Consider the following 26,283-nt stretch of genomic DNA (forward strand, 5'->3'; position numbering starts at 1 on the left):
ATTAGGGTTAGAGTGCTTTGGCTTTTTCTTTGATTTTAACATTCAAAATGGCATGATTGAGAGAGTAGTCCACCGGGCAATCGATAAGATGGACGCCATCAGTATTCAGACAGTGATTGAGCGTTTCGCTAAAGTCTGCATCACTCTTTATACGATGTCCTATTGCACCATAACTCTCTGCATACTTCACAAAATCAGGGTTGTTATAATCCAGTCCGAAATTGTCAAATCCCATACCTTCCTGTTTCCATTTGATCATGCCGTAGGCGTTGTCATTTAATATGATGACTACCACATGAAGGTTTTCTCTTACGGCGGTTTCCAGTTCTTGAGAATTCATCATAAACCCACCGTCTCCGCAAACTGCAATAACTTTTTTGTCTGGGTGAATCAGTTTGGCCGCCATGGCAGAAGGTAAACCGGCGCCCATCGTGGCTAGTGCATTGTCAAGTAGCAAGGTATTAGGCTCATAGCATTTATAATTTCGAGCAAACCAAATTTTGTATACCCCATTGTCGAGTGTGACAATCCCATCTGATGGCATGAGCTTTCTAATTTCATTTACGATACGCTGTGGGAGCATCGGATATCTGTCGTCTTGGAAATATTTTGATATATGTGATTCTACTTCTTCATCTACTTTTTTGAAAAAACTAAAATCCCAGTGCTTTTGTTTGGTGATGCCCTCCATAATTTCCCAAACAGATGCGGCGATGTCTCCAAGGACATCCAAATCGGGGAAATAAACCTGATCTACTTCAGCTGAGAAGAAGTTGATGTGAATGACTTTTTTACCACCATGCTCCATGAAAAATGGGGGCTTCTCTATGACATCATGTCCTACGTTAATAATTAAATCGGCTTTGTCAATGGCATAGTGTAGATAATCATTGGATGAAAGGGCTGCAGTGCCAATGTGCTGATCGTGTCGATTGTCGACTACTCCTTTTCCCATTTGGGTATCGAAGAAATAGATCCCTGTTTTTTCTATGAGTTTGAGTAGAGCGTTTCCGGTTCTTTTTCTATTAGCACCAGCACCAATTAGTATGAGCGGCATTTTTGATGCCTCAATCATGTTGATGGCTTCTTTGATGGCCTTTGGGTCAGGGGCAGGTCTGCGAACTGCAGGAACACTAAATAGTGGTTCGTCTGCTGATTCGGCTGCTACGTCTTCAGGCAATTCAATATGTGCAGCTCCTGGGCGTTCCTCAGAGGCCAATCGAAAGGCTTCTCTTATGATGGATGGGATATTGTTGGCGCTGACCACTTGTTTGGTATACTTGGTGATGGGACGCATCATGTCTACCACATCAAGAATCTGGAATCTACCTTGCTTACTTTTTTTAATAGGCTTTTGTCCTGTGATCATTAGCATGGGCATAGCGCCCAACTGGGCATAAGCAGCAGGAGTAACCAAATTGGTTGCACCAGGTCCTAGTGTCGACAGGCAAACTCCCGGTTTCCCAGTAAGGCGTCCATAGGTGGCAGCCATAAAGCCAGCACCTTGTTCATGTCGGGTGAGTATCAGTCGGATAGTAGAGTCTTTTAGAGAATTGAGGAGGTCCAGGTTTTCTTCTCCTGGAATTCCAAAAATGTATTCTACACCTTCATTCTCCAGTGCTTGGACAAATAAATCAGAAGCTTTGGTCATGTCGTTTTCGTTTGGCTTGATCTACTTTGAATTTACGGCTTTAGCATGGACGTGCCAAGTGTCTGGATGATTTTATACCCTTAAAGGGCTAATGATCGGTATTTTTACTTACCTTAATATTTAAATAATGACGTGAAATGGAAGAATTGATTGATTTTTTTACAGAAGTCCCCAGGTGGTTTAGAGCTACTGTGATTATTGGCGGATTGCTTGGATTCTGGATTCTGGAAGGTATTGTGCCCTTGTATCAATTTCAATATAATAAGCTCAAGCATGCTGGTGTTAATTTACTTTTTACATTGAGTACAGTGGTAATTGCTTTTGCTATGGCAGGCTTGCTGCTTCTAGCCTCGGATACCGTAGCTCAAAATCAATTTGGGTTGCTCTATCTGATTGACATGCCCTTGTGGCTGCAGGTCGTGATTGGTGTATTGTTGATGGATTTAATAGGCGCTTATCTCATTCATTTAGTTGAGCACAAGGTGAAGTGGTTATGGAAATTTCATTTGGTACATCATTCGGATACGAATATCGATGTCACTAGCGGGCTACGTCATCATCCAGGTGAAGCGGTGTTTAGAATGATATTTACTATTTGTGCAGTAATCTTAATTGGCGCTCCAATGGGCATTATTATGTTGTATCAAACGCTTTCTGGTCTTTTTGCACACCTGACACATACGAACACTTCACCGTTAGGAAAGTGGGATAAGACTTTTTCTTACTTGTTCGTCACACCTGATATGCATAAAGTACATCATCATTATACCCAGCCTTGGACCGATACGAACTATGGAAATATCTTTTCTATCTGGGATCGATTATTTGGTACTTTTCAATATGTGGATGATATGAGTCAAATTAAATATGGAATTGATACACATATGAAGCCTGAAGAGAATTCTAGAATAGGCAACCTATTGGCCATTCCTTTTCAAAAGTATCGAGTACCTCCGGAGTCAAAATTTGGTTCGGAATGAGTAATAGCCAACCACTTTGTCTGTCAAATCACTGAAAGATTTGTGGTATACGATAATGTCGTAGTTGTTTTCGGTTTGATAAAACGATCCTTCAAAATAGTAGGGGTCCGGCCCGTCCACCCAGTACTGGTAGTCATATATTCCTTGTTTGAGTAATACTTCACCGATATAAGATTGACTCAATTTGTCGTATCGTAATAAACTCTTTTGATTCCTCTGATAGTCATTGAAAGATCCCAGAACATAAACTGGATGAGATAATTGGGTAGATTGTATTTGAAATTTGGTAAGAATATAGTCACAGGCCAAATATTCTCCCATGGTTTCTGTAGTCGCGATTACAAAACCACCATTTCTATCTCTGAGTAAGGAGTAGGCCTCATGTTTTCTGCTCTTGCCCGGGTTTACCGAGGCTTTTCTGGGGTTAGAGTTGGGGTCGACATGAGCCACATAGGCACCTCTGAAACTATAACTTCTCAAATCAGCTTGTCTAAATTCATTGCCTCCTTTGAAGTTGTTTTCCATATTAAAGTGTCGGTATTCTAAAAGTGACTTATCTCTTCTTATGGCTGTGGGTTGGAGGTTGGTAAGGGCATTGTCCCATCTCTGGTTTTGTCTGACGACAATTTTAAATTCAGTTCTGGGGTTCGTCACTTTGATTCGACTATGAATGATGTCAAAGTCTATTTGCTGATTGAAGTCACGTTCCAATACGCCTGTTGATATTCTGGTGTTAGGTTGTATATTGACGTTATTGTCAAACACTATAAATCTTCTTGTGAATAGCAAATCATTTTCGTCTCCATTTTGATAGACCTGAATAATATAATTTCCAGTGGTTTTCACTCTGGGTATATTAAACCAATAATTAACATACAATGTATTCGCGTTAATAGAGTATTCAAAATCTCTCAAATCAAAACTGTTGTAGTCATACAAAAACTCTATATCGTTCAATACTGATTTGCTCCAGTCTGCATTACAATGAACAATTTTTGCCTGAACATCAATGTATTCTTCCAGTAAAAGATCGAATTGGAGCAGCAGCTTTTCTACTAAACCTCTTGGTACAATGGGTGCGGCCAATTCTTGATCTGGGTTGAGTGTTACCGGATAGAGCTGTACCGTACCAACAAATGGCTCGTAGCTTTTGTTCTCATAACTTATTTCCTTTTGCTGTGCGAGGCAGTTCGGGCTAATTTTTGCTAGTAAGATGCAGAGGATAAAAAATAAACGGAAAAAAATCATAGATCGGAATTGAAACGTGTAGACGAAAGTACATTGGAATATTTTGAATAAAAATAAATTTTATTCCAACCCTTTTTTCATTTGTAGTGTCCTACCATCAACCAAAACCAATAATCGTTCCAGCGAGAATGGAGAGAGACGAGAAAAAACTCATTAAAGACTGTGTCAGAGGTAAGAGGCAAGCTCAGGAGCAGCTTTATCAGTTGTACTCGTCTAGAATGTTTGCCATTTGCCTCAGGTACACGAAAGCTCAGCAAGAAGCAGAAGATGTTTTGCAGGATTCGTTTATCAAAGTTTTCAAGCAAATAAAAAATTATAAGGGAGATGCGCCGCTGGTTTTTTGGATTAAGCGGATTGTTATAAATACAGCGTTGAATTCGCAGCGAAGCAAGTTGTACTTGTATCCAATGGTTGATGTAGATGACTTACGAGAATCTCCTGGAGCACAACAGGATGTTTCGGATTATTCCATGGAGGAGTTGTTGACCATGGTGAAATCCTTACCAGGAAGTAGCCAGATCATATTCAATTTATATGCCATAGAAGGATATAAACACCATGAGATTGCTGAAATGCTGGAGATTTCTGTTGGGACCTCAAAGTCTCAATATTCCAGAGCAAAGTATTTGCTCAGAGAGAAAATGAAAGAAAACACAAAGAACTATGGGAAGGGCTAATTGGACATTTGAGGAGCAGTGGAGTCAGGCCTTAGGAGAGGCTGAAGTACCCGCGCCAGGACAGGTTTGGATAGCGATCGATGGTCAGTTGGCTAATGAACAGGCTGTCGGATTTAAAAAACAGGCTGATTTCTATAAATGGGTGGCTGCTGCTTGCTTGCTTCTATTTGGGCTTGGAGGAACATTTTATTGGTTTAGTGGATCGGGTTCGTCCGATGTAGAGATAGTAAAAAGTGAATCTCAGCTCGATACAAAAGGGAAGATCAGTGACAAAAATACACCGATGGAAATGGCTGTTCTGGATGATAGAGAGGAAGAGACAATTGAGGCAACCAATGAATCGAGTGTAAACGAAGAGGTTGAAAAGTTATCCATTGGTGTGGCCTCAACTAAAACTTTGGCAATTGTCAATAATTCAACATCGACAACTGATCTGGTTGGATTGAATAAAGAAAGAATGATTGGACGTGATCAAGAGTTAGGTCAGGAATGGATAATGTTTACCTCTAAACCAACTTCGCTAGCAACAAACCTAACCCCCTGGAAAACTGATCAACTTTACGGAGTACCTAAGACATGGGAAGTGATAGCCGAAGAAAAATCAACAAGTCCTCTTTGGGCAGGTGTTAGTTTTTCGACTGGGTCATTTGATCCCGGATTTGGTAGCTCACAAGATGACTTTGTATTTGCTAGTCAAGAGGGATTTGTAATGGATGCCATGGTCTCACAAGTTCCTCCACAACAAAGCCCCAGCTACTCCTCAGGCCAATCAGTAGCCGGGGGAGTAAATCTTGGTAAGCGATTGCACAAACGGTTGGTGTTGAGCAGCGGATTGCATTATAGTGCGTTCAATACAGGGTCTGTGTCAAGTCAGGTGGTAGCTGATGCCAATAACAACAACTATGCGTTGACGGCTGAGACTAGCGACCGCAATCTTGAGACTGCTCTTTCGGAAGGCAACCTTAGGTATGCAGGGGAGGAAGTGCAGCTGGCCAATGAGTATCAATACCTGACTGTGCCTTTGAAAGCTGGTTATGTCCTGCTGGATAAGAAATTCAATATTACACTCAATACAGGTTTGTCGAGCAATTTTCTTATCGATTCAAAGCTCGCGTCTACTGGTGAAGGGCAAGCGTTAAATAATGATTTTAGCACGTCCCAGAATTACGAAAGTGTCTATTTCAATTTCTTGACCAGTGTGGAATTTGGATATTTATTTAAACAACACTACCAGTTCTTATTTGAGCCAAATTATAATCAGGCACTCACTGACTTTACAAGTTCCAATCATTCTGATGCGGCTAAACCTAAAAATATTGGGTTAACCGTCGGATTTAGGTATAACTTCTAAACAAAACAATCATGAAACCAAGCTACATACCAACGAAAAGTTTGAAAGCCATTAGCAAACTAATTGCTTCAGGAATATTGTATTTACTTATGCTTTCGATTTTAGGAAGTTGTGAGGATTCTTCCTGTGATACTGAAATGATTACATACTACGAGCCTGTTTTTGCGGCAAAGTCGGAGGTAATCAAGGACGCTGAATTTGAGGAGCCACAACAAATAAACAATCCAGGTAAAATTTATTATAAAGACGAATACCTTTTTATCAATGAAGTGGATAAAGGCATTCATGTCATTGACAATAGAGATAGATCAAATCCTAAGACGGTGGGTTTTGTAACTCTTCCAGGGAATAAAGATTTAGCGGCTAAAGGTGATTTTTTGTATGCCGATAATTACACGGATTTGGTGGTGTTGGATATTAGCAACAAGACCAACATTGTAGAAGTAAATAGAATAGAAAACGTGTTCGACGCCTACTATTATTATACGGAAGAAGCAGGTATGCTTATTTCATATACGGAAGTCCAAGAGGAAGTGGAAATAGATTGTGGAAAGGAAGATTGGAGATATTATACTGATGATATGCTTTTTTCTTCCGCGGAATCGAACTTAGCAAGTAGTAGTGGAGCCGGTATCGGTGGGTCTTTGGCTCGATTTACAATTACAGATAATTACCTGTACACCGTTAATGAGTACCGACTAAAGCTTTTTGACATTACAATCACCGATAGTCCAATTGAAGGGAATACTGTGGATCTTGGTTGGGGAATTGAAACCATTTTTCCTTATGAAGATAAGTTATTCTTTGGTGCAAGATCCGGTATGCATATTTATGACAACTCAAATCCTGCAGAGCCATCCTATATTTCCACCTACGAACATATCAATACTTGTGACCCAGTAGTGGTTCAAAATGATCTGGCCTATGTGACGCTTCGATCCGGAACTGAGTGTGAGACCTTTACCAATCAACTGGATGTTATAGATATATCTAATGTGAATAATCCAGAATTGGTCGTTACTCATGAGATGGAAAACCCGCATGGCTTAGGCGTCAAGGGAAACTGCTTATTTATTGCAGAAGGGGATTATGGACTCAAAGTTTTCAACGCCTCAGATCCATTAAAAATAGGAGAGCGCCTAACCGCTCATCACAAAGAAGTACATGCTTTAGATGTCATCCCACTAGATGATGTCTTATTCATGATTGGTAAGGACGGATTGCATCAATACAATTACGACTGCAATAATCAGTTTGATTACCTCAGTACGATAAGTTTTTAATGATTCGGTTTATTTGATTAGTAAGGGCTGACCAATAGGTCAGCTTTTATCTTTTTCTCACTTCTACCAAACACCTAAAACCAACATCTGTTTTGTACGACTGTGTATAATCTTCTTCAAAAAGTGCTTCCTCCGTATTAGGAGTTAGATAGCTGCCTCCAATAGCATAACCTTCTGATACCAATTCTTTTACATTGCCATATAGATTGTAGAAACCTCTTGCGTTTGGTTCAAAACTATATATGTATTGTGGAATCTCAATTGGAATACCACCATTCTCATACTTCAGGTTGACGTTGTAGCTAATAAAGGAAGCTTTTAAAAGCATAGACTCGGAGGCAAAACGTTTACTTAGGATGTCTTCCTCTAAAAACTGACTTCCTTTTTTTGTTACTTCATGAGGGGCAATTCTAATTTCATCGATATGAGAGCCGGCGGCTTTCATCCATTCTTCTTTCGTTGGTAACCTGCCGCTAAACTTATATTTTCGAGGTTCATCTCTCAGCATTTCTTTCAGACCAACGTTTAATTGTTCTGCACGCCACTTGCAATAGGTTTCGGCTGTTTCGTGAGACACTGCCAGAACAGGGTAGAAGTAGAATTCGGAATTTTTGTAATAGTTCAACACGTATTTGTTTTCCTGTTTGGGGATGTAGGTTCTGTCTTTGTATTTACCTGAATCCTTCACCATAAAGAACAGAAACTCCTCGAAATGGATGTTGGCCACTTCTGTCTGGTCAAGATATTTACCTTTAGCAATAGGGAGTGTGCCAGGAGGAACGATAAATCGTTGATTGTAGATTTCAGTGTTTTTATATTCCGAATCTTTCCAAGGATCATATTTACCATTGTAAAAAATTGACTTCTCTGAAAATTTATTGGCCACATATATTTGCATGGATTCACCAGAGTCGTCAGGTCTATAATTGTATATTGGAATACCTGTGCGTTCGCTGCAGCATCCAGGATCGAAACTTACAGGATGAAGCTCTTGAGCAAAGGAAAGAACCGGCGTAAGCAAAAGAAGTAGTATTTTTTTCATAGGTATTAATCTTACAATCAACGAACGATCTTGGTGATACATCTGAATCCTATATCTGTTTGATAGTCGAATTCTTTTGTGTGTTCGAAAAGGTCAGCGTGTGAATCTCCAGTCTTATAACTGCCACCAATGGCATAACCTTCACTCACAATTTCTTTGACATTCCCAAATAGGTTGTAAGCCCCTGTTACTCTAGGCTCAAATCCATAAATATAAAAAGGTATCTCTTTTCTAAGAGCAAACTCAGTTCCATGATCCAAATTTACGTTGTATCCATATATGGTAGATGCATTCAAAATTTTCTCGTCGGCAAATCCTTTAGTTACTACATCATTTTCAAGAAATTCCAAGCCTTTTTTGTTGACTTCGTAGGTACGGTCTTCTATTTCCTTTGAACTATGCCCAGCTGCTCGCTTCCATTCATGCTCTGACGGAAGTCTACCTATATATTTATATCTTTTGTATTTGCTTTCTTGTTCTAAGAAAACTTGAAGTCCTTCATTTAAATTCTGTGCACGCCAGTCGCAATAAGTCTGTGCGCTCAAAGGATTGATTCCCACTACTGGGAAAAAGTAAAACTCAGGATTGTTGTAGTAATCATTCATGTATTTGTCATCCAATACCGGTAAGTAAGAGTCATGAATGGCCTGACCCGAATCTCGCTCTACAAAGTGGAGAAATTCCTGGTAATGAATGTTGGCTACTTCTGTGGCGTCGATATAGGTCTTCTTAAATAATGGAATGGTATGTGGAGGAACTATAATGTCTTGAAAGTATAGAATGTTGCTCTTGTTTTCTTTCGCCTTCCAAGGATCATAATATCCGTTATAAAAGATGGATTGTTCAGAGTATTCATTGGCCTCGTCCAAAAACAAATGATCTATTTCATAAACCCTGTTATAGGTATAGATTTCTCTGTCGGTGATGGCGGAGACTGGACCTGGATCACTTGCAGTTGGGTGCTTTTTTGTCTGAGCATATCCGCAATCCGCAAAAAGAAAAAGTCCTAGTGCTGATAGAACAAATGCGTGAAGTATTGATTTCAATATTAAGTATTTAATTGCTGCAAATCCATTCTACAGCTTCATCCATATGCCCAAAGTCAAAGCGTCTTAATTCGGCCTTAACAAAATGATTGGCCAATCCCGGAAAAGAAGAAATCAAATTATCCTCTGTCATAAAACCTACTTTTCTGATAACCTTGTGATGATCCTTAATGAATTTTAAATGATGAAAGAAACTGTCCAAATTGTCCCAACCAGGGAATTTACTGGCTTTAACAATTAAGCCCGATAGTTCTCCAAACTCTTCAATGTATTGATCTACTTCTTCGGTCAAATTTTCCATGTCAAAAACCGAAATAGGGCCGGTCACAGAAACAATTACGTAGCCCTGATCTTTGTTTAGACTTAGATTAATCATAAGTAAATTTTGATGATTGCTGCGTTTAAAAATACATGAATTAATTTAAAATTCAATCAAACAAAGTGGACCTATTCGACGAACGAAACAAGTATTGATTAAAGGTGAAATGTATTTCTTAGGATCGTAATAAGTATTGTTCGGATAGTCCATTCGAGTATCTGGATTTTTCCGTCATTTTTTCGACCACCCATGTTATCTTAGCGATCGTTTACAAATGTCTACATGGATTATTTTGATCAAATAAAGGAAGCAACATCTTTCATTCAGAACTGTACGGGTTTCAATCCGGATTATGGAATCATTTTAGGTACCGGATTAGGAGCGTTGGTCAAAGATGTGAAAGTGGAAACGGAAATTAATTATGAAGATATTCCGCATTTTCCAGTATCAACGGTTGAATCACATTCAGGTAAATTGATATTCGGTCGACTAGGACATAAGAAGGTAGTTGTAATGAAAGGTAGATTTCACTACTATGAGGGCTACACAATGAAAGAGGTGACATTTCCCGTTCGAGTAATGAAATTATTGGGAATCAAGAAATTGGTAATTTCCAATGCCTCAGGTGCTTTAAATCCCAATTATAATAAAAGTGATTTGATGGTCATCAATGACCATATTAATTTGCAAACGGAGAATCCACTCACTGGAAAAAATCTGGATGAAATGGGTGTACGGTTTCCTGACATGAGCGAACCGTACGATCAGAAAATGATTGATACAGCCTTGAGAATTGGAGAAGAGGAGAATATTAAGCTGCATCAGGGCGTTTACGTAGGAGTGAATGGCCCGAATTTAGAAACTAGAGCGGAGTATCACATGTTGAGAGTAATTGGTGCGGATGCTGTGGGTATGTCCACAGTTCCAGAAAATATCGTAGCTAGACAAATGGATATTCCTGTTTTTGCGGTATCTGTATTAACTGATTTGTGCTATCCCGGCCATATACAAAAAATATCCGTAGAAGAGGTAATTGCTGCAGCGATGAAGGCTGAGCCGCATTTGACTCAGCTAATTGAGAAAGTGATCGCTGAAGATAAAATATAGAAGAAATTGAAAGTAGTATACAATAATATGAGTTTGGAAGGAAGAGTAGCCATCGTTACTGGCGCAAGTAAAGGTATCGGGCTAGAGATTGTTAAGTTACTATTGAGCAAGGGTGTGAAAGTAGCCGGGTGGAGCCGGACAGATAATGATATTACGGATCCGAATTATCTATTTATATCTGTAGATGTAAGCGATCCAGAAAGTGTCGCTCATGCGTACAATCAAACGACTGAAATGTTGGGAGAGGAAGTCGATATTTTAGTGAATAATGCTGGAATAGGACATTTTGGCAATATGGATGAGATGCCCTTCGAGCGGTGGAAGCAAATGTTTGATGTCAATGTTCATGGTATATACTTTGTATCCAATGCCGTCATCCCTAAGATGAAGGAGCTCGATCGAGGTCATATTATTAATATAGGATCTATAGCAGGAAAGAATCCTGTAAAAGGAATGGTCGGCTATGCGGGTACCAAGCATGCAGTGACAGGGATTTCCCATTCGATGTTTATGGAGCTTAGAGATTTTGGAATCAAAGTCACTTGCATCTATCCTGGAAGTGTTAATACCAACTTTTTCGATGATATCGATGCAGTGACTGCCAATGAAAACATGATGAGGCCTCAGGATGTGGCTGGTAGTGTGGTGCATTGTTTGGAGACCCATCCAAACTACCTGCCGGTAGATTTTGAAGTTAGACCTTTGCGTCCGAAGCCAACGAAATAAGTACAATTCAAAACTGCATTTCCCTTGTCGATACAAGTACAAAATCTCACGAAAATATACGGCCAGCAGAAAGCTGTAAACGGGATTTCATTTGAAGCCCGAAAGGGAGAAATTCTGGGTTTTTTGGGTCCCAATGGAGCGGGCAAATCAACGACCATGAAAATTGCGACTGGCTACTTAGGTGCGAGCGATGGCCAGGTGCTCATTGGAGGTATCGATGTCAGCGTAGATCCGTTAGGAGCTAAGCAGATTACGGGTTACTTGCCAGAACACAATCCATTGTATTTGGATATGTATATCCATGAGTTTTTAGCCTTTTCGGCTAAAGTAAATAAGATGAAGTCGGGTGAAATTAAATCGGCAGTCAAGCGGGTAGTCGAGATGTGCGGATTAACACTTGAACAAAACAAGAAAATTGGACAACTGTCGAAAGGTTATCGCCAAAGAGTCGGATTGGCACAAGCACTTTTGCATGACCCAGAGGTCCTAATTCTGGATGAGCCAACCACAGGACTAGACCCGAATCAAATATTAGAAATCAGGAAACTGATCAAAGAAGTGAGCAAAGACAAAACCGTGATTTTCTCTTCGCATATCATGCAGGAGGTTGAGGCGCTGTGCGATCGGGTGGTGGTAATCAATAAAGGAGAGTTGGTGGCTGATAAACCCATTGAAGAATTTTCCAAAGGACTTTCTGATGAAACCTTGCTTCGAGTAGAATTCAAGTCTGACGTGGATACTGCTTTGCTGGAGTCTATTGAGGAAATTATAACAGTGAAGTCTGTGAGTGCAGGCATTTATCAATTGCAAGTGACCAACAGTGAGGAGGCTAGAAGTGCGGTGTTTAGATTGGCAGGAGAGAAAAACTTACCCCTGGTTGGACTTCAGGAGGAGGAGAGTTCTTTCGATGAAATTTTCCATTTACTGACTAAAGAGAAATAGATGCTAGCAGTATTTGTAAAAGAGATTAATAGTTTTTTGAATAGCCTGATCGCGTACATCGTGATTGGCGTGTTTTTGACATCTATTGGTTTGCTCATGTGGGTGTTTCCCGAAAGTAGTATTCTCGAATACGGCTATGCGGACATGAGTACCTTGTTCAATCTTGGTCCTTATGTTTTCATGTTCCTGATTCCGGCCATTACGATGAGATTTTTCTCCGAAGAGAAAAGAACGGGCACGGAGGAGTTGCTCATGACTAAACCGCTAACCACCCTTCAAATAATATTAGGCAAGTACTTGGCCGGCTTTGCGTTGGTTGTACTTTCGGTTTTACCAACCCTGATCTATTTCTACTCAGTTTACACTTTAGGAAATCCTGTTGGGAATTTAGATATATCGGGAACCGTGGGGTCTTATGTAGGACTGGTTTTGCTGGGAGGTGTATTCGTGGCAATCGGAATATTCTCTTCGGCACTTACCGACAATCAAGTGGTAGCGTTTGTGCTGGCCGTGTTTTTATGTTTCGTGCTTTATTCTGGACTTTCCTCATTAGCGACGATTGATGTGTGGGGAAGTGCTTCTTTATTGCTCCAGGAGATGAGCCTTGTCTTTCATTATGAATCACTGAGCAGGGGACTTATAGATGTGGCAGATATGGTATACTTCATCAGTGTCATTGCGCTTATGGTGTTTTTTACTCAACTCAAATTAGACGCGAAGAAATGGTAAGTCATAAGCGAATAGAGAGTCTGTTGAGATTGGGCATTGGCATCCTTTTGATTGTGATTTTGAATCAATTGGCAGCACTATTCCCAGCCAGACTGGATCTGACTGAAGAGAAGAGATATTCTGTGACGCCTGCTACCAGGGCTTTATTGAATGACTTGCAAGAGGTAGTTTATGTTGAAGTTTTTCTCGAAGGAGAAATGCCTGCAGGATTCAAAAGATTGCGAAAAGCAATAGAAGAGACATTGAGTCAATTCGATTACTATGCGGATGGGTTGGTGAAGGTGGACTTCATAGATCCATCGTCCGCCTTGAATGAAAAAGCCCGAAACGAATATTTTCGATCGTTGATTGAAAGAGGTTTGCAGCCGACGAATTTGTCCTATAAACGAGATGGCAACAAAACCGAGAAACTAATTTTCCCTGGAGCTATTGTTAGCTATTACGGACAAGAAGTACCAGTCACATTATTGAGTGGGAGTCAGTCAGCTACGGCTGAAGAAAGACTGAATCAGTCGATAGAGGGGCTTGAATATGAATTAGCGAATGCCATTCGAATCTTGGCAAATGATCGCAGAAAAACCGTTGCGTTGATTCAAGGACATGGCGAGCCAGACAGCTTGAATTTAGCTGGATTAACTAATGCTTTGCTCGAAAAGTATGATGTGTTTAATGTCGATTTGAGTACGGAAGACAAGGATCTGGAGAAATATGATGCTGTGATTTTTCCAAAACCAACCACTACATTTTCTCAGAAAGAAAAATACCAAATCGATCAATACATTATGAATGGTGGTAAAACGCTCTTCTTTGTCGATGCACTTCGAGTCAATATGGACAGCGCTAGCGGAGAGGGTACATTTGCTTTCCCTTACGAAACCGGGCTGGATGATATGTTTTTCAAATATGGCGTCCGAATCAACAGAGATTTTGTACAGGATATCGTTTGTGGAGAATATCCGATCGTAGCGGGTAACATGGGTGATCAGGCGCAAATCAGGATGTTGCCTTGGCCATTTTTTCCTATGGTCAATAATTTTGGCAATCACCCGATTGTAAAAAATCTGGATGCAGTTTCCATGAAATTTGTCTCAACGATTGACACCGTAAAGGCAGATGGTATAGAGAAGATTCCACTGCTTAAAACTTCGCAGTATTCGATGGTCAATCAAGCACCAGTGAAAGTGGCCTTTAATGAATTGAGAAAAAATCTGGATCCTGAACGATTCAACCACGGGTCGAAAAATGTTGCCTATTTATTGAAAGGAGAATTCACCTCTGTTTTTAGAAATAGAATTTTACCGAAAGGAATCAAAACCAGTAAGTTCAAAGAGTCTGGAAAGGAGACATCGATCTTGATCTGTTCGGATGGTGATATGATTAGAAACGAGTTTAGTCTGAAGGATGGCGCGCCAATGGAACTCGGCCTGAGTCCTTATAGTCAAATGAAATTTGCCAATAAGGACTTTGTGATGAACGCCGTGGATTATATGCTCAATGATCAAGGACTGATTGTATCTAAGAATAAGTCTTTTGCTATTCGTCCATTAGACAAAGTGAAAGTGGCCAATGAAAAGTTGAAATGGCAGTTGATTAATTTGGCGCTACCGATCGTATTGTTGATCATTTATGGTGTGCTCAGAGCATATTGGAGAGAGAAAAAATACGCCAGCTTTAAGTAAATAGGAAATGACAAAAATCAAGAAGCTTAGTTTTGTTTTTGTGGGATTGTTGGTGGTTTCCTTACTGCTTATGTGGGCAGGAAAAAAGGATCGAATCGTGTCGGTTGACAAAAGTCTTTTTGCCATCTCAGATACCACACTGATGACAGGTATTGTCATCCAATCAGAACAGCAAGAAATTTCTATTCAGCGAAAGGAAAATGATTGGCAGATCAATGATCAATTCAAGGCAGATCCCCAATTGGTTTATCTATCTCAGCGAATTCTAAATGCAGTCCAAACGCAACGACCAGTCAGTCAGTCGAATATAAATGCAATTAAGAGTGAATTAGAAAAAGAAGGAAAACTGGTGTCTGTTCAATTGTCAACTGGTGAAGAAAAGAAGTTCTATGCAGGAGGTAATGCTGCCAAGACTACGGCCTATTTTGGAAGTGAAGATTTATCTAAAATATACACCGTGGCCATTCCGGGTTATAAAAGCTACTTGTCCGGTATATTTGAACTCAGCCTCAATCAGTGGAGAGATCGAGTGTTGTTTGCATCCAGTTGGCGTACGATTCAGGATCTGACCATTGATTATTCGAGTCCTGAGTTGACTGATCTAAATATTTATTTTGAAAATCAATTCTTGGCAATAGAAGGAGTCAACTCACTAGATACTGCGGCATTGATCAATTACCTCCTACCATTGGAGTTTTTTCAATTGAATGATTATCTCAATACTGGAGCATTTCCGAGATATGATAGTCTTTTAAAAGTGAAGCCAATAGCTCAACTGAATCTAAAGGACATCAACAAGGACAATGATCGAAAGCTGACGATCTACCCTAAAATCGAAGGTGAACGTTTCTATCTGCTGACCAATCCGGAAATGGAAATGATGGTGGTGGATGAGGGAAGAATGCAACGATTGTTAGCTCAGCCTAGTCAATTTCAGAAGTAGTAATCAATCCAGATGAGCTCAGCCGTCCATATCAAAAACATGGTTTGTCCGCGTTGTATCGCTGCTGTACAACAAATTTTTGATAAGCTTGAAGTAGAGGTGGAGTCAGTTTATTTGGGTGGAGCATCACTTGTTGAAGAGCTGTCGAAGGACCAACTTTCTGAATTAGATCAATTGTTATTGCATGGTGGTTTTGAGCGGATAGACGATAAGAAATCCCAGTTGCTCGAAAACATCAAGACGTCGGTTATAGACCTCATTCACCATAAGGAGCACTTCCAACTTCAAGTTAATTGGTCAGATTATTTGTCTGAGCAATTGAATCAGGACTATCATTGTTTAAGTACGTTATTTTCATCTGTTTCAGGAATTACGCTCGAACAGTACATCATCAAACAAAAGATAGAAAAAGTCAAAGAGTATTTGATTTATGACGAATTATCTGTCAAAGAAATTGCCTTTAGATTAGGCTATAGTAGCGTAGCACATCTTTCCGCTCAATTCAAAAAAGTGACCGGAATGGCACCCTCTCTTTTTAAGCAGTCGCACCATTCGAATGGCAGACAATCTATAGATAGCATCTCATAATTATATAAGCATTGCCAAACATTATATAATACGCTTCATGCGGTAAGTGTAGAACTTTGTAATTCTTATATTTAGGTTAACTACAATGAAACACACTTATCAAGTTACTGGCTTATCGTGCAATGGATGCAAATCGCACGTAGAAGAATCGTTGTCTAAGATTCCTCATGTAGATGATGTGGAAGTGAGTCTCAAAGAAGGCAAAGTAGAAATCGAAATGTCTGAGCATATACCGCTTTCTTCTTTTCAAAATGTCTTAGCCGATTCTCAGTACGACATTTATCCAGAAGATCACAAAGTAGAAGAAAAGAAACTGGCGCCGTTACCATCTATAGGTGCAGGCGGTGTGTATTACTGTCCGATGCATTGTGAAGGCGACAAGACTTATGCAAAGCCCGGTCATTGTCCAGTTTGCGGGATGGATCTGGTGCCTGAAGTCTCTTCGGAAAATGCTAACGAATCAGAGGAGGACAAATCATATCAGGATTTGTTAAGGAAATTTAGAGTAGCTACGGCTTTTACTATTCCTATTTTTATCATAGCCATGTCTGAAATGATACCTGGCAATCCATTGTTTGAATGGATGCCAGTGATGTATTGGAATTGGGTGCAATTGATACTCTCTATTCCTGTGGTATTTTATGCGACCTGGATGTTTTTTCAAAGAGCATATGCCTCCATTAGATCTGGGATGTATAATATGTTTACCTTAATCGGAATAGGAGCAGGAGTGGCCTGGTTATTTAGCTTGTTCGGATTGCTATTTCCACAAGTGTTTCCTGATCATTTTAGAACAGCATCAGGTAGTATTCATATGTACTTTGAGTCCGCAGCTGTTATTTTAACTTTAGTGCTACTAGGGCAATTGTTGGAGGTACGAGCACATAGAAAAACGAATAGCGCAGTGAAGCAACTGCTTCAGCTAGCCCCCAATAAAGCCATTAAAGTAGAGCAAGGCAAGGAATTGGAGATTTCCATTGACCAAATTCGAGTCGGAGATATCCTGCGTGTAAAGCCAGGCGATAAAATTCCAGTCGACGGTGAAATTATTGAAGGAGAAAGTATCATCGACGAGTCTATGATTACAGGCGAGTCGGTTCCTGTTCATAAAACAATGAAAGATCATGTAAGCGCCGGAACAGTCAATGGCAAACAGTCCTTTCTAATGAAAGCAAATAAGGTGGGAGCGGATACTTTGTTAGCTCAAATCATTGGGATGGTGAAGCAGGCGAGCAGAAGTCGAGCGCCTATTCAGAAACTAGCGGATAAGATATCAAGCTATTTTGTACCTGCAGTGGTGGCAGTATCTATCATTACTTTTTTGGTTTGGTTAGTTTTTGGCCCAGAGCCATCTATGGTTTATGCTTTGGTGAATGCCATTGCGGTGTTAATTATAGCCTGTCCATGTGCTTTGGGTTTGGCGACACCGATGTCTGTGATGGTAGGCGTAGGTAAAGGAGCAGAATTAGGCGTTTTGATCAAAGAAGCGGCTTCATTAGAAAAAATGAATCAAGTGAATACCTTGATTATAGACAAAACTGGGACGGTAACTGAGGGAAAACCTTCGGTGGAGCAGGTAATCGCTTTTGATTTTGACCAAGAAAAATTGATTAGCCTGATGGCCTCAGTCAATCAACAAAGCGAGCACCCATTGGCGGAGGCCACGGTCAGATATGCGAATGAAAAAGAAATAGAATTAATCAGAATCGACAATTTCGAATCTATTACTGGTCAAGGCGTGAAGGCCAACGTAGAAGGGGCAGAGGTTTTGATAGGAAATAAAAGGCTGTTTGAGAATCAGGGAGTGAATTTCACCAACGAGATAAATGAACTAGCTATGAAACAACAAGAATTGGGAAAAACAGTTTCTTATCTGGTATTTAATTCTAAACTGGTGGGTTTAATCATACTCAGCGATCAAATAAAGAACACTTCACGACAAGCGATTCAGGAATTAAAAGAAAAGGGAATAAAGATTATCATGATGACAGGTGATAATGCACTGACGGCTCAGGCGGTCGCAGATGACCTGGAATTAGATGAAGTAGTCGCAGAGTGCTTGCCAGAGGATAAAATGAACCGTGTAGCAAAACTCAAAGAAGCTGGTAGAGTAGTGGCCATGGCGGGTGATGGGATCAATGATGCCCCGGCATTGGCTCTGGCTGATGTGGGAATTGCGATGGGGACCGGTACAGATGTAGCTATCGAAAGTGCAGCGATTACTTTGGTCAAAGGTGATTTACATGGAATTGTAAAAGCCAAGGCATTGAGCGAATCGGTCATGAGCAACATCAAACAAAATCTGTTTTTCGCGCTAGCCTATAATGGACTTGGTGTGCCGCTAGCGGCAGGAGCTTTGTATCCGTTTTTTGGTATACTTTTATCACCGATGATAGCAGCCGTAGCCATGAGTTTTAGTTCAGTTTCTGTCATAACAAACGCACTTCGTTTGAGGACTTTGAAAATCAGCTGAAATCAATTTTCAGGTATTGAAATAGCTAAGAAAAGTCAGTAGTTTTTTATTAGCATTTTATCATTAACTTTGGCTGAATTTTGGGGTGGCTTTGCTCCATGCAATTTCTGAATCTACAAACTTAAATATAGACTAGCGAATGAAATTTATAGTTTCTTCCTCTTACCTACTCAAACAGTTATCCGCCATCAATGGCGTAATCACTACCAATCCTGTAGTTCCAATTTTGGAAAACTTCCTGTTTGAAATCAATGATGGTAAACTGACCATAACTGCCTCTGACTTGCAAACTTCTATGATCACTGAGCTGGAAGTAGAAGCTAAGGAAAATGGTAGTATAGCCGTACCATCAAAAATATTATTAGAGACGCTGAGAAATCTTCCAGAGCAGCCAGTTACTTTTAGTATTGACGAAGAAACTTATAGCATCGAAATCAATTCTGATAACGGTCGATATAAATTGGCCGGAGAGAATGCTACTGATTTCCCTAAGGTGCCAAACGTGTCTGATGGAAATGATGTGAACATCTCTTCTGACGTTTTGGGCAATGCTATTAACAATACTATTCTGGCAACCAGTAGTGATGAACTTAGACCTGCCATGACAGGAGTCTATTTGAACTTGTCAGAAACGAATACCACTTTCGTAGCTACGGATGGACATCGTTTGATTAGATACAGAAGAGTAGATATTGCTTCGGACAATGGAGCAAGCATGATCATTCCTAGAAAAGCATTGACCTTGCTAAAGTCTACTTTACCAAGTAGCAATACCAACGTGAATGTGCAGTACAACGTAGCGAATGCTTTTTTTAAGTTCGACGGTATTCACATGGTTTGTCGATTGATCGATGAACGTTTCCCTGATTACGAAAACGTAATTCCTGCCAACAACGACAATGAAATGATCATTGACAGAACAGAGTTGTTGGGATCGTTGAAGCGTATTGCGATTTATGCCAACAAAACTACGCATCAGGTAAGGTTGAAGATCACAGGTAGCGAATTAGTGATTTCATCTGAGGATTTAGATTTCTCAAATGAGGCTAACGAAAGGTTATCATGCGATCACAATGGAGCTGACATTGAAATAGGGTTCAATGGTAAATTCTTGATTGAGATGTTAGCTAACATAGATTCAACTCAGGTTTCTATGAAGTTTTCAGAACCAAATAAGGCCGGATTGATCTTCCCAGTTGACAAAGATGATAACGAAGATTTGTTGATGCTCGTAATGCCAGTGATGTTGAGCAACTACTCGGCCTAACGAGAGCATCATTTACAAGAAATAAAAAAAAGTCCTGATGAAAATCGGGACTTTTTTTATACTCCGAAAATAAGGCAAGTTAATTGCCCAATGCCAATTTCTCTTTTTCGTTCAGCTTGATGTAGTTGAAGTCTTCCCAGAAATTCTCAGAAAACGTAGAGGCCTGGTGGAAGAAGATGTCACTTTTTGAAAGTGCTTCCGAAAGTTGAGGTTTGTCGGTGATAGTTTCAAAGTCAGTTACAACCAACAATGCTTCAAATGTGACCGCTTCTCCATGCTGATCCCACTCACCTAAGTAGGAAACGCGATGGATATACCAGCTATTGTTTACTTCCTTATATTCCTCTGTCCATTTTACTTTCTTCCAGAAAGTTTGACCTTCCAGCAGCGGTTCATATTCGGTTCGAATGACTGCTTTAGATTCAGCATCAATGTAAATGATTCCTCTGCAATCTGCTTTTTTAGTTTTTGGTTCAAAGTTGATTTGAAAAACTTCTTTTCCATCATACCACGTCAGACCCTCTTTAGTAAAAGTGTAATGATCTAATTTTTCCTTTTTAATGAAGCTGTCCGTTCTTCTTGTGATACCATCAATCATATCAGTAGCGTGCCCATTAATCAAAGGCATCTCTAAGGTGTCAAGCAAGGCAAATGTTTTCTTTCGTGTTTTGCGCGCATGGATTGTTGGCTTTTCTTTACTGTATATCGTGGGGTAATAAATATCAAAAATGCCTTCAGCCAAATAGATACAATCCTTATCTGTACTGAGCGTTTCTTTGTAGTAGGAGGAGAGCAATTGGTCAGAATATTCATAGTTGATCTGATGATGGTTGTTTACATCTTCCAGTACCTGATCTGCAGTTACTACCACCACTTCTTCAAGCATTTCTGCCTTAGGTTTAAGCACTATGGACAGGTTAGTGTTGTCAGTATCTAATGGAATGGCAGCGGTTTCATAGCCTATAAATTTGATAAAGAGCATATTTTCAGCTCGATGATAATTGATCTGAAATACAAACTCCCCCTGAAGATTTGTCGTTGTGCCTGTATGATTATATATGATGTTTGCAAAAGCCAGCGGCTGGTTAGTCGACTGATCAATGACTTTGCCGGAAACTTTTAAAGAAGTCCCTTCATCTAGGTTAGGAAGGTTGGCTTGTGATCCGATCGCTATCAGTAGCAATACGGATAATAGAACCAATCGCTTCATGTTAGTAGTATCTTAATATCTAATAATTTAAAATCTTTCGTAGCTGATTATTAGAATAATACCAATCCGATAGCTGGTGAATGGAGTAGCTAATTTAGTCAATATTATACTATTTCTAGTATTTATTGGTCACATCTAAAGCTGCCATTCGTCGAAATTGCACTTATAGAGTATTGTAATAATTCCATAATTTCATGGAATTATATAAAAACTAGGATTTTACAGCAAACCTATCAAATAGACTTCTTGTCTGAGGATCCGATGGGCGAGGAGCATTTGGGTCTACAATGTTGCCTTCTGGATCAATGATTATAAACCTTGGAATGCCATCAATAGCATAAGCTTTTACAAAGTCAGACTGCCAATCACTATCAGCGAATAACTGTACGCCTTTAAGATCCTTGTCCGCGACCATATTTTGCCATTTTTCAAAATCTTTCTCCGTATCAATTGAAATACTAACAAACTCGATTGGAGCATTGTGGTAGTCGCTTTCCAATTGCTTTAATGCAGGAATTTCTCTCAAACAAGGCCCGCACCAGGTAGCCCAAACATCAACATATAGGTATTTCCCATTTAGATCTTGTAAACCAACTGTTTCTCCATTAATGCTTTGGTACGCAAAAGAAGGTGAGGGCATGCCCACCTGCAGTTTTCTGATTTTTTCTATTTTGTCGCTAAGCTTAGCAACAATAGCGCTATCTGTACTAATAGAAACAATACCGTTGTAAATGGCTTCAGCATCTTCGTTGCCTGCTTCTACATCGTAGACGAAGCTTGGTAGTAGTCCTTGCTGGATTGTAGAGGAACTGATGTTTCTTATAGCTGCAAAGGCCTCGTCTATTTGACCATGCTGAATCATATAACCAAAATGACTTTGTAGCAAACTTTTGTAATTTCTTAGGCTATTGAAATCACTTTCATTGTTTACATCTACTGTAGTTATATTCTGGTTGAAGTCCGCAGATGCTTTAAATTCGAAGTCTTTCGTTGCGTATTGGTGATAGTATTCGTAATTGATGAATTGCGTTTGATATTCATACCCTAGATTTCTATTCTCCAATTCAACGAAATCCTTATCCTTGATTTGTGAAGTGGAGAGAAGTTCCTTCATTTTTGAATCCCAGTTTTGCAAAGTAGAGATAAAATCTGATTCTTCTTTTGAGAACAAGGTCTGAAAATCAACAGTCAGCTCTTCGTCCAAGCGCGCTTTGTTGGCCAGGTAGTTATTGATGTTGGAGCCTTTCCCTTCTCCATTGAAAACTAGTGTTTCATCGAACATAGGTTGATCTAAGGAGAGCTTTACATCAAACCCGTTATCCAAGAAGATATTGGTTCTTTCTCTACCAGAATAAAAGAGATAAAATCCTCTTTTAAGTCTCAAGGTGTCTGAAAAAGTACCTTCTTCATTCAGATCAATATCATACGAATAATCATTGCCTTTAACGGTAACATAGGAGCCATCAGTATTTGTGATGACACCAGAAAGAAGTACGTAATCAATTTTGTCAGTAGGCTGGCAAGCGGCAGAAACAAGTAGCAGGGCGGCTATATAAAATGAGTGGAGTTTTTTGAGTTTTTTTGACATGGGTAATGTGGTTTGTTTATACCAAGTTAACTATTCTTTAGGTAGCTCAATAATAAATTTAGATCCTTGGTGCAGTTGACTTTCTACTTTGATTTTGCCATTTAAGGCATTGACATGATTTTTAACCAAGTACAGACCTAAGCCTCTGCCATCCATCTTGCCATCTAGTTTTTCATAAATGAGGAAGAGTCTATTTTCATCCGCTTCTAGGTCTATCCCGATACCATTGTCACAAATCGAAAGTACGTATTTGTCACTAGTCTCCTCAAAACTAATTTTCACCTTTGGCTGTACATCCGACCGTCTGAATTTGATAGCATTATCAACGAGATAGGAGAGTATGTTTTTAATGAAGTCATGGACAGATTTCAACTGGGCATCTGGCATGATATCAAATTCTATCTGAATGTTGTTGTCTTCAATTACATTCTTGAATGTCACTAAAATATCATGAACCATAGGGTAGAGGTCGATGACTTCACGAAGTTTTTTCTGTCCTTCTCGTACGGTTAATGTTTGATTCAGGTCTTTTATTATCTGGTCGAGATTAACGGTGCTTTGCTCGATTAAGTTTAGAATTTCGAGATTGTCAGAGGTGACTGAAGACTTGTCAAAAATCTTTGTAAGCCCCATCATATTCGAGAGTGGGCTTCTGAGATTATGAGAAATAATGAAAGCAAATTCTTCCAAATCTTTATTCTGACCTTTCAATGTTTCAATAAGGTTAGATTTTTCTTTTTCGCTTTCGACGCGTTCAGTAATATCCTGTACAATCCCGTGTAGCTCGTTTCCTTCAATTAAAGAGTTTTGCTCTCCTATAAATGTTGTACCGTCATTACGCTGGAAAGTCATCTGATAATCTGTAAGCTTACCACTCTCATTTAGCTCGTCCAAAAGTTCTTCTCTATCTACGGGGTTGGCGTACAGCGCAAAACAATTCTGCCTAAGAAGTTCTTCTTCGGATTCAAAACCAAACATATCTACCATGGCCTGATTGACAAACAGTAGCTCACCTTTGACATTAGATCTGAAAATAGCTACCGGTAAACTGTCTGCCAGCAAATGATACTTTTTCTTCTCTTGAAAAAGTGATTTTGAAATTTCTTTTTGAGTAGTAATGTCTTGTGCAGTTCCGAAAAGACTATTTGGTTTTTTGTCTTTATCAAAGATGGCTCTTCCTGTAGCGGCAATATACTTGATGTCACCAGACTGCGTTCGAATGCGGTATTCCATTCTTCTTGAAACTCGACCATTCAAATGATCTCTCATAGACTGGTCAAACATCGGTCTGTCCTCTTCGAATATTTGCTTTCGAAGATGATCAATGTTAGGTCCCTGATCTTTGGGGATGTCAAAAATAGTATACATCTCATCCGACCAATAAACTTCATTGGTTCGGGTATTCCATTCCCAACTGCCGATTTTAACTTCCTGCTGTGCTTGCCTAAGCATGAACTTCAGGTTTTTGTTTTCCTGAAGTAATTTTTTGTTAGGTGGTATGCGCTGCTTGAATCGTCGGCTCCACGCGCCTTGATAAATTGAGTATACTCCGCTCCCTAGTATTAACATACCGAGCAGAGCACTCACAGTACTCTGTATCTCCATAAATGCTACTCTGCGAAACTGGTACAGGTGGATGTACATTTCGCATTTATTTAATCTAACCTTTCTTTCTCAAGCCTAATCTATAGCAAAAGAAAATCCCAGCCAAGAATTCAAAAAAAACTTTAAACTAAGCTTGAATATTTTTATCGTAACTGGCTGATTATCAGTGGTAAAAAACTATTTTATTTTTTCATCCCTTTAAACCTTTCAAAAAGGGGTAAAAATGATAGATTCGCAGACCTAATTCTAACCCAATCAAAATGAACAAATCAAGAGTACTTGGAGTTGTGCTTGCCTTGCTTGGCGTGGTGCTATTTTCTGCTAAGGCAGTAATGGTAAAGCTGGCTTACCAGTATGATGTTGATGCGGTATCGCTGCTGCTTTTGCGCATGTTATTTGCGCTACCATTATACCTAGTGATCGCTTTTGTCAAACGCCCGAAAGACCCGAAGGTCATGAAGCCTAAGATCTATTTATGGATTATAGGGCTTGGAGTAGTAGGGTACTACTTAGCAAGCCTCTTTGATTTTATCGGATTGCAGTTTATTAAAGCAAGCTTGGAGCGAATCATCTTATTTGTTTATCCCACAATTGTTCTTCTTATATCCAGAATATTTTTCAAGAAGCTAATTACCAAACGTCAGATGCTGGCGATCGGGCTGACCTACCTTGGTGTGGTGCTTGCCTTCTCACTCGAATTCTCTTTGGAAGGAAAAGGTCTGTTCATAGGAGGCGGATTGATCTTCTTAAGCGCAATAACTTATGCTTCTTATATCGCTGGTAGTGGATGGTTGATTCCCAAAATAGGTGCAACGGTTTTTACTTCGTATGCCATGATTGTTTCCTGCCTATGCGTCTTAGTTCATTATAGTTGGGTTGGGAATTTTGATTTGATGAATTATCCAATGGAGGTATATGGATTAGGTTTTGCCATGGCGGTTTTGTCGACGGTTATTCCTTCGTATCTGGTGTCCTACTCGATCAAGATGATTGGAGCACCAAGCTTTGCTATAGTGGCAAGTTTTGGCCCTATTTCTACGATTTTATTGGCGAGTTATTTCTTGGGTGAGACCATGCATTGGGCACAATGGTTTGGGACGATATTGGTGTTAGTCGGAGTATTCTTTGTTACGAAAAAAGATTGACATCTAAAAACTGATATTTGTCATTAATTCAGTTTGATAATTTTTCTCAATTGGGTGTATATTTAGGTATTAATAATTACCAAAAAGCCTAAATGCTTCGAAAATTATTGCCTCCTGATGAATGGCTATTACCAGTAACGGTTTTAGTTGGTTTGATTGTTGGTCTGGGATTTTATGTCCTTCACCTTTCAAAGGCAGTTTCATATCTATCGGACGATCCAGCTACCTGCATCAACTGTCATGTGATGACTACCGAATACGTCACCTGGAATCATAGTGCCCACCGCAATGTAGCTACCTGCAATGACTGTCATGTGCCTCATGATAATGTTTTTAATAAATATTATTTCAAAGCAAAGGATGGCTTGTATCATGCTTCAGTATATACACTTCGGGCCGAACCTCAGGCCATCACCATGAGAAAGCCTAGTGAGCATGTAGTTCAAAATAACTGTATTAGATGTCACGCTGGTCAAGTGACAGATGCTAAAATGACGGACTGGGTAGCGAGTCATGAAGAAAGCCGTTTTGGTAGAAGGTGCTGGGAATGCCACCGTGATACCCCGCATGGAAGAGTAAAAAGCCTGTCCTCTGTGGAGCTCAATGTGGAACCACTCTCTATCAAGCAGCAGCAAAAAGAATTTATTCCATCTTGGATCAAAGATCAACTGAAAAAGTAATCGA

23 protein-coding genes are annotated in these 26,283 nt (G+C 39.7%); 15 read left to right on the forward strand and 8 right to left on the reverse strand.

Translation table 11 applies throughout. The features are described 5' to 3' along the window. Positions 1-7: 7 nt before the first annotated feature. Complete coding sequence (locus tag R8N23_RS09290; RefSeq protein ID WP_318171314.1) at positions 8-1,651, reverse strand: acetolactate synthase large subunit; 1,644 nt, start codon at positions 1,649-1,651, stop codon at positions 8-10. Positions 1,652-1,788: 137 nt separating this feature from the next. Between R8N23_RS09290 and R8N23_RS09295 the strand changes: the two genes are divergently transcribed. Further along, positions 1,789-2,631 carry a sterol desaturase family protein gene (locus R8N23_RS09295; protein WP_318171315.1) on the forward strand — a complete coding sequence of 281 codons (843 nt, stop codon included), beginning with the start codon at positions 1,789-1,791 and terminating at the stop codon, positions 2,629-2,631. On the opposite strand, the gene R8N23_RS09300 is transcribed toward R8N23_RS09295, so the two are convergent. Further along, a complete protein-coding gene (locus R8N23_RS09300) occupies positions 2,611-3,879 on the reverse strand; it encodes a type IX secretion system plug protein domain-containing protein (RefSeq protein WP_318171316.1) in 1,269 nt (422 codons plus the stop codon). The two genes, R8N23_RS09295 and R8N23_RS09300, sit on opposite strands and share 21 nt — an antisense overlap. A gap of 128 nt (positions 3,880-4,007) precedes the next feature. Between R8N23_RS09300 and R8N23_RS09305 the strand changes: the two genes are divergently transcribed. Genes R8N23_RS09305 through R8N23_RS09315 form a run of 3 tightly spaced genes read left to right on the forward strand, consistent with a single transcriptional unit; the run spans position 4,008 to position 7,190 of the window. Next, positions 4,008-4,556, forward strand: a complete 549-nt coding sequence (locus R8N23_RS09305) for an RNA polymerase sigma factor (RefSeq protein WP_318171317.1) — start codon at positions 4,008-4,010, stop codon at positions 4,554-4,556. Continuing rightward, positions 4,543-5,907: a hypothetical protein gene (locus R8N23_RS09310; RefSeq protein WP_318171318.1), complete on the forward strand. Its 1,365-nt coding sequence runs from the start codon at positions 4,543-4,545 to the stop codon at positions 5,905-5,907. The genes R8N23_RS09305 and R8N23_RS09310 overlap by 14 nt, the downstream gene beginning before the upstream one ends. A gap of 11 nt (positions 5,908-5,918) precedes the next feature. Next, entirely contained in the window at positions 5,919-7,190 is a 1,272-nt protein-coding gene (locus R8N23_RS09315) for a hypothetical protein (RefSeq protein ID WP_318171319.1), read from the forward strand. Positions 7,191-7,236: 46 nt separating this feature from the next. On the opposite strand, the gene R8N23_RS09320 is transcribed toward R8N23_RS09315, so the two are convergent. From R8N23_RS09320 to R8N23_RS09330, 3 genes are read right to left on the reverse strand one after another with little or no spacing between them, the layout of a single operon-like run. Then, complete coding sequence (locus tag R8N23_RS09320; RefSeq protein ID WP_318171320.1) at positions 7,237-8,232, reverse strand: SUMF1/EgtB/PvdO family nonheme iron enzyme; 996 nt, start codon at positions 8,230-8,232, stop codon at positions 7,237-7,239. A 17-nt stretch (positions 8,233-8,249) separates the two neighbouring features. Next, entirely contained in the window at positions 8,250-9,278 is a 1,029-nt protein-coding gene (locus tag R8N23_RS09325) for an SUMF1/EgtB/PvdO family nonheme iron enzyme (protein WP_318171321.1), read from the reverse strand. A gap of 10 nt (positions 9,279-9,288) precedes the next feature. Continuing rightward, entirely contained in the window at positions 9,289-9,654 is a 366-nt protein-coding gene (locus tag R8N23_RS09330) for an STAS/SEC14 domain-containing protein (protein WP_318171322.1), read from the reverse strand. 225 nt (positions 9,655-9,879) lie between these two features. Here R8N23_RS09330 and R8N23_RS09335 point away from each other — a divergent pair, with 225 nt between their 5' ends. The 9 genes from R8N23_RS09335 to dnaN all read left to right on the forward strand — a co-directional run bounded on the left by R8N23_RS09335 (position 9,880) and on the right by dnaN (position 20,051). Then, positions 9,880-10,704, forward strand: coding sequence for a purine-nucleoside phosphorylase (locus tag R8N23_RS09335; protein ID WP_318171323.1), 825 nt, complete (start codon positions 9,880-9,882; stop codon positions 10,702-10,704). A gap of 6 nt (positions 10,705-10,710) precedes the next feature. Next, positions 10,711-11,430 carry an SDR family oxidoreductase gene (locus tag R8N23_RS09340; protein WP_318171324.1) on the forward strand — a complete coding sequence of 240 codons (720 nt, stop codon included), beginning with the start codon at positions 10,711-10,713 and terminating at the stop codon, positions 11,428-11,430. Between the two features lie 24 nt (positions 11,431-11,454). After that, positions 11,455-12,372 carry a gliding motility-associated ABC transporter ATP-binding subunit GldA gene (gldA, locus tag R8N23_RS09345; protein ID WP_318171325.1) on the forward strand — a complete coding sequence of 306 codons (918 nt, stop codon included), beginning with the start codon at positions 11,455-11,457 and terminating at the stop codon, positions 12,370-12,372. Further along, positions 12,373-13,101: a gliding motility-associated ABC transporter permease subunit GldF gene (gene gldF, locus R8N23_RS09350; protein WP_318171326.1), complete on the forward strand. Its 729-nt coding sequence runs from the start codon at positions 12,373-12,375 to the stop codon at positions 13,099-13,101. Next, the gene (gldG, locus tag R8N23_RS09355) at positions 13,095-14,780 is read left to right on the forward strand and encodes a gliding motility-associated ABC transporter substrate-binding protein GldG (protein ID WP_318171327.1); all 1,686 of its coding nucleotides are present in this window, start codon (positions 13,095-13,097) and stop codon (positions 14,778-14,780) included. Before gldF ends, gldG begins: the two co-directional genes overlap by 7 nt. A gap of 7 nt (positions 14,781-14,787) precedes the next feature. After that, the gene (locus R8N23_RS09360) at positions 14,788-15,723 is read left to right on the forward strand and encodes a hypothetical protein (RefSeq protein WP_318171328.1); all 936 of its coding nucleotides are present in this window, start codon (positions 14,788-14,790) and stop codon (positions 15,721-15,723) included. A gap of 12 nt (positions 15,724-15,735) precedes the next feature. After that, entirely contained in the window at positions 15,736-16,311 is a 576-nt protein-coding gene (locus R8N23_RS09365; protein ID WP_318171329.1) for an AraC family transcriptional regulator, read from the forward strand. An 85-nt stretch (positions 16,312-16,396) separates the two neighbouring features. Then, entirely contained in the window at positions 16,397-18,784 is a 2,388-nt protein-coding gene (locus tag R8N23_RS09370; protein ID WP_318171330.1) for a heavy metal translocating P-type ATPase, read from the forward strand. Positions 18,785-18,923: 139 nt separating this feature from the next. Further along, on the forward strand, positions 18,924-20,051 hold the full coding sequence (gene dnaN / locus R8N23_RS09375; RefSeq protein ID WP_318171331.1) for a DNA polymerase III subunit beta: 1,128 nt from the start codon (positions 18,924-18,926) through the stop codon (positions 20,049-20,051). A 79-nt stretch (positions 20,052-20,130) separates the two neighbouring features. Here dnaN and R8N23_RS09380 read toward each other — a convergent pair whose 3' ends face one another. The 3 genes from R8N23_RS09380 to R8N23_RS09390 form a co-directional block, all read right to left on the reverse strand. Beyond that, on the reverse strand, positions 20,131-21,261 hold the full coding sequence (locus R8N23_RS09380; RefSeq protein ID WP_318171332.1) for a carboxypeptidase-like regulatory domain-containing protein: 1,131 nt from the start codon (positions 21,259-21,261) through the stop codon (positions 20,131-20,133). 211 nt (positions 21,262-21,472) lie between these two features. Then, entirely contained in the window at positions 21,473-22,849 is a 1,377-nt protein-coding gene (locus tag R8N23_RS09385) for a TlpA disulfide reductase family protein (protein ID WP_318171333.1), read from the reverse strand. A gap of 30 nt (positions 22,850-22,879) precedes the next feature. Next, positions 22,880-24,493: a PAS domain S-box protein gene (locus R8N23_RS09390; protein WP_318171334.1), complete on the reverse strand. Its 1,614-nt coding sequence runs from the start codon at positions 24,491-24,493 to the stop codon at positions 22,880-22,882. A gap of 221 nt (positions 24,494-24,714) precedes the next feature. Between R8N23_RS09390 and R8N23_RS09395 the strand changes: the two genes are divergently transcribed. Both R8N23_RS09395 and nrfH read left to right on the forward strand, forming a co-directional pair. Continuing rightward, positions 24,715-25,599: a DMT family transporter gene (locus R8N23_RS09395; RefSeq protein ID WP_318171335.1), complete on the forward strand. Its 885-nt coding sequence runs from the start codon at positions 24,715-24,717 to the stop codon at positions 25,597-25,599. Positions 25,600-25,691: 92 nt separating this feature from the next. After that, complete coding sequence (gene nrfH / locus R8N23_RS09400; protein ID WP_318171336.1) at positions 25,692-26,279, forward strand: cytochrome c nitrite reductase small subunit; 588 nt, start codon at positions 25,692-25,694, stop codon at positions 26,277-26,279. Positions 26,280-26,283: the final 4 nt, after the last annotated feature.

This window comes from Reichenbachiella sp., from assembly GCF_033344935.1.
Classification (GTDB): domain Bacteria; phylum Bacteroidota; class Bacteroidia; order Cytophagales; family Cyclobacteriaceae; genus Reichenbachiella.

Bases quoted from the DNA above. Each gene is read 5' to 3' on its own strand.
- R8N23_RS09395 (WP_318171335.1), top strand. From the start codon at position 24,715: ATGAACAAATCAAGAGTACTTGGAGTTGTGCTTGCCTTGCTTGGCGTG.
- R8N23_RS09360 (WP_318171328.1), top strand. From the start codon at position 14,788: ATGACAAAAATCAAGAAGCTTAGTTTTGTTTTTGTGGGATTGTTGGTG.
- R8N23_RS09300 (WP_318171316.1), bottom strand. From the start codon at position 3,879: ATGATTTTTTTCCGTTTATTTTTTATCCTCTGCATCTTACTAGCAAAA.
- R8N23_RS09315 (WP_318171319.1), top strand. From the start codon at position 5,919: ATGAAACCAAGCTACATACCAACGAAAAGTTTGAAAGCCATTAGCAAA.
- R8N23_RS09365 (WP_318171329.1), top strand. From the start codon at position 15,736: ATGAGCTCAGCCGTCCATATCAAAAACATGGTTTGTCCGCGTTGTATC.
- R8N23_RS09385 (WP_318171333.1), bottom strand. From the start codon at position 22,849: ATGTCAAAAAAACTCAAAAAACTCCACTCATTTTATATAGCCGCCCTG.
- R8N23_RS09330 (WP_318171322.1), bottom strand. From the start codon at position 9,654: ATGATTAATCTAAGTCTAAACAAAGATCAGGGCTACGTAATTGTTTCT.
- R8N23_RS09335 (WP_318171323.1), top strand. From the start codon at position 9,880: ATGGATTATTTTGATCAAATAAAGGAAGCAACATCTTTCATTCAGAAC.
- R8N23_RS09320 (WP_318171320.1), bottom strand. From the start codon at position 8,232: ATGAAAAAAATACTACTTCTTTTGCTTACGCCGGTTCTTTCCTTTGCT.
- R8N23_RS09310 (WP_318171318.1), top strand. From the start codon at position 4,543: ATGGGAAGGGCTAATTGGACATTTGAGGAGCAGTGGAGTCAGGCCTTA.
- R8N23_RS09305 (WP_318171317.1), top strand. From the start codon at position 4,008: ATGGAGAGAGACGAGAAAAAACTCATTAAAGACTGTGTCAGAGGTAAG.
- R8N23_RS09390 (WP_318171334.1), bottom strand. From the start codon at position 24,493: ATGTACATCCACCTGTACCAGTTTCGCAGAGTAGCATTTATGGAGATA.
- gldG (WP_318171327.1), top strand. From the start codon at position 13,095: ATGGTAAGTCATAAGCGAATAGAGAGTCTGTTGAGATTGGGCATTGGC.
- gldF (WP_318171326.1), top strand. From the start codon at position 12,373: ATGCTAGCAGTATTTGTAAAAGAGATTAATAGTTTTTTGAATAGCCTG.
- R8N23_RS09290 (WP_318171314.1), bottom strand. From the start codon at position 1,651: ATGACCAAAGCTTCTGATTTATTTGTCCAAGCACTGGAGAATGAAGGT.
- nrfH (WP_318171336.1), top strand. From the start codon at position 25,692: ATGCTTCGAAAATTATTGCCTCCTGATGAATGGCTATTACCAGTAACG.
- R8N23_RS09295 (WP_318171315.1), top strand. From the start codon at position 1,789: ATGGAAGAATTGATTGATTTTTTTACAGAAGTCCCCAGGTGGTTTAGA.
- R8N23_RS09370 (WP_318171330.1), top strand. From the start codon at position 16,397: ATGAAACACACTTATCAAGTTACTGGCTTATCGTGCAATGGATGCAAA.
- dnaN (WP_318171331.1), top strand. From the start codon at position 18,924: ATGAAATTTATAGTTTCTTCCTCTTACCTACTCAAACAGTTATCCGCC.
- R8N23_RS09380 (WP_318171332.1), bottom strand. From the start codon at position 21,261: ATGAAGCGATTGGTTCTATTATCCGTATTGCTACTGATAGCGATCGGA.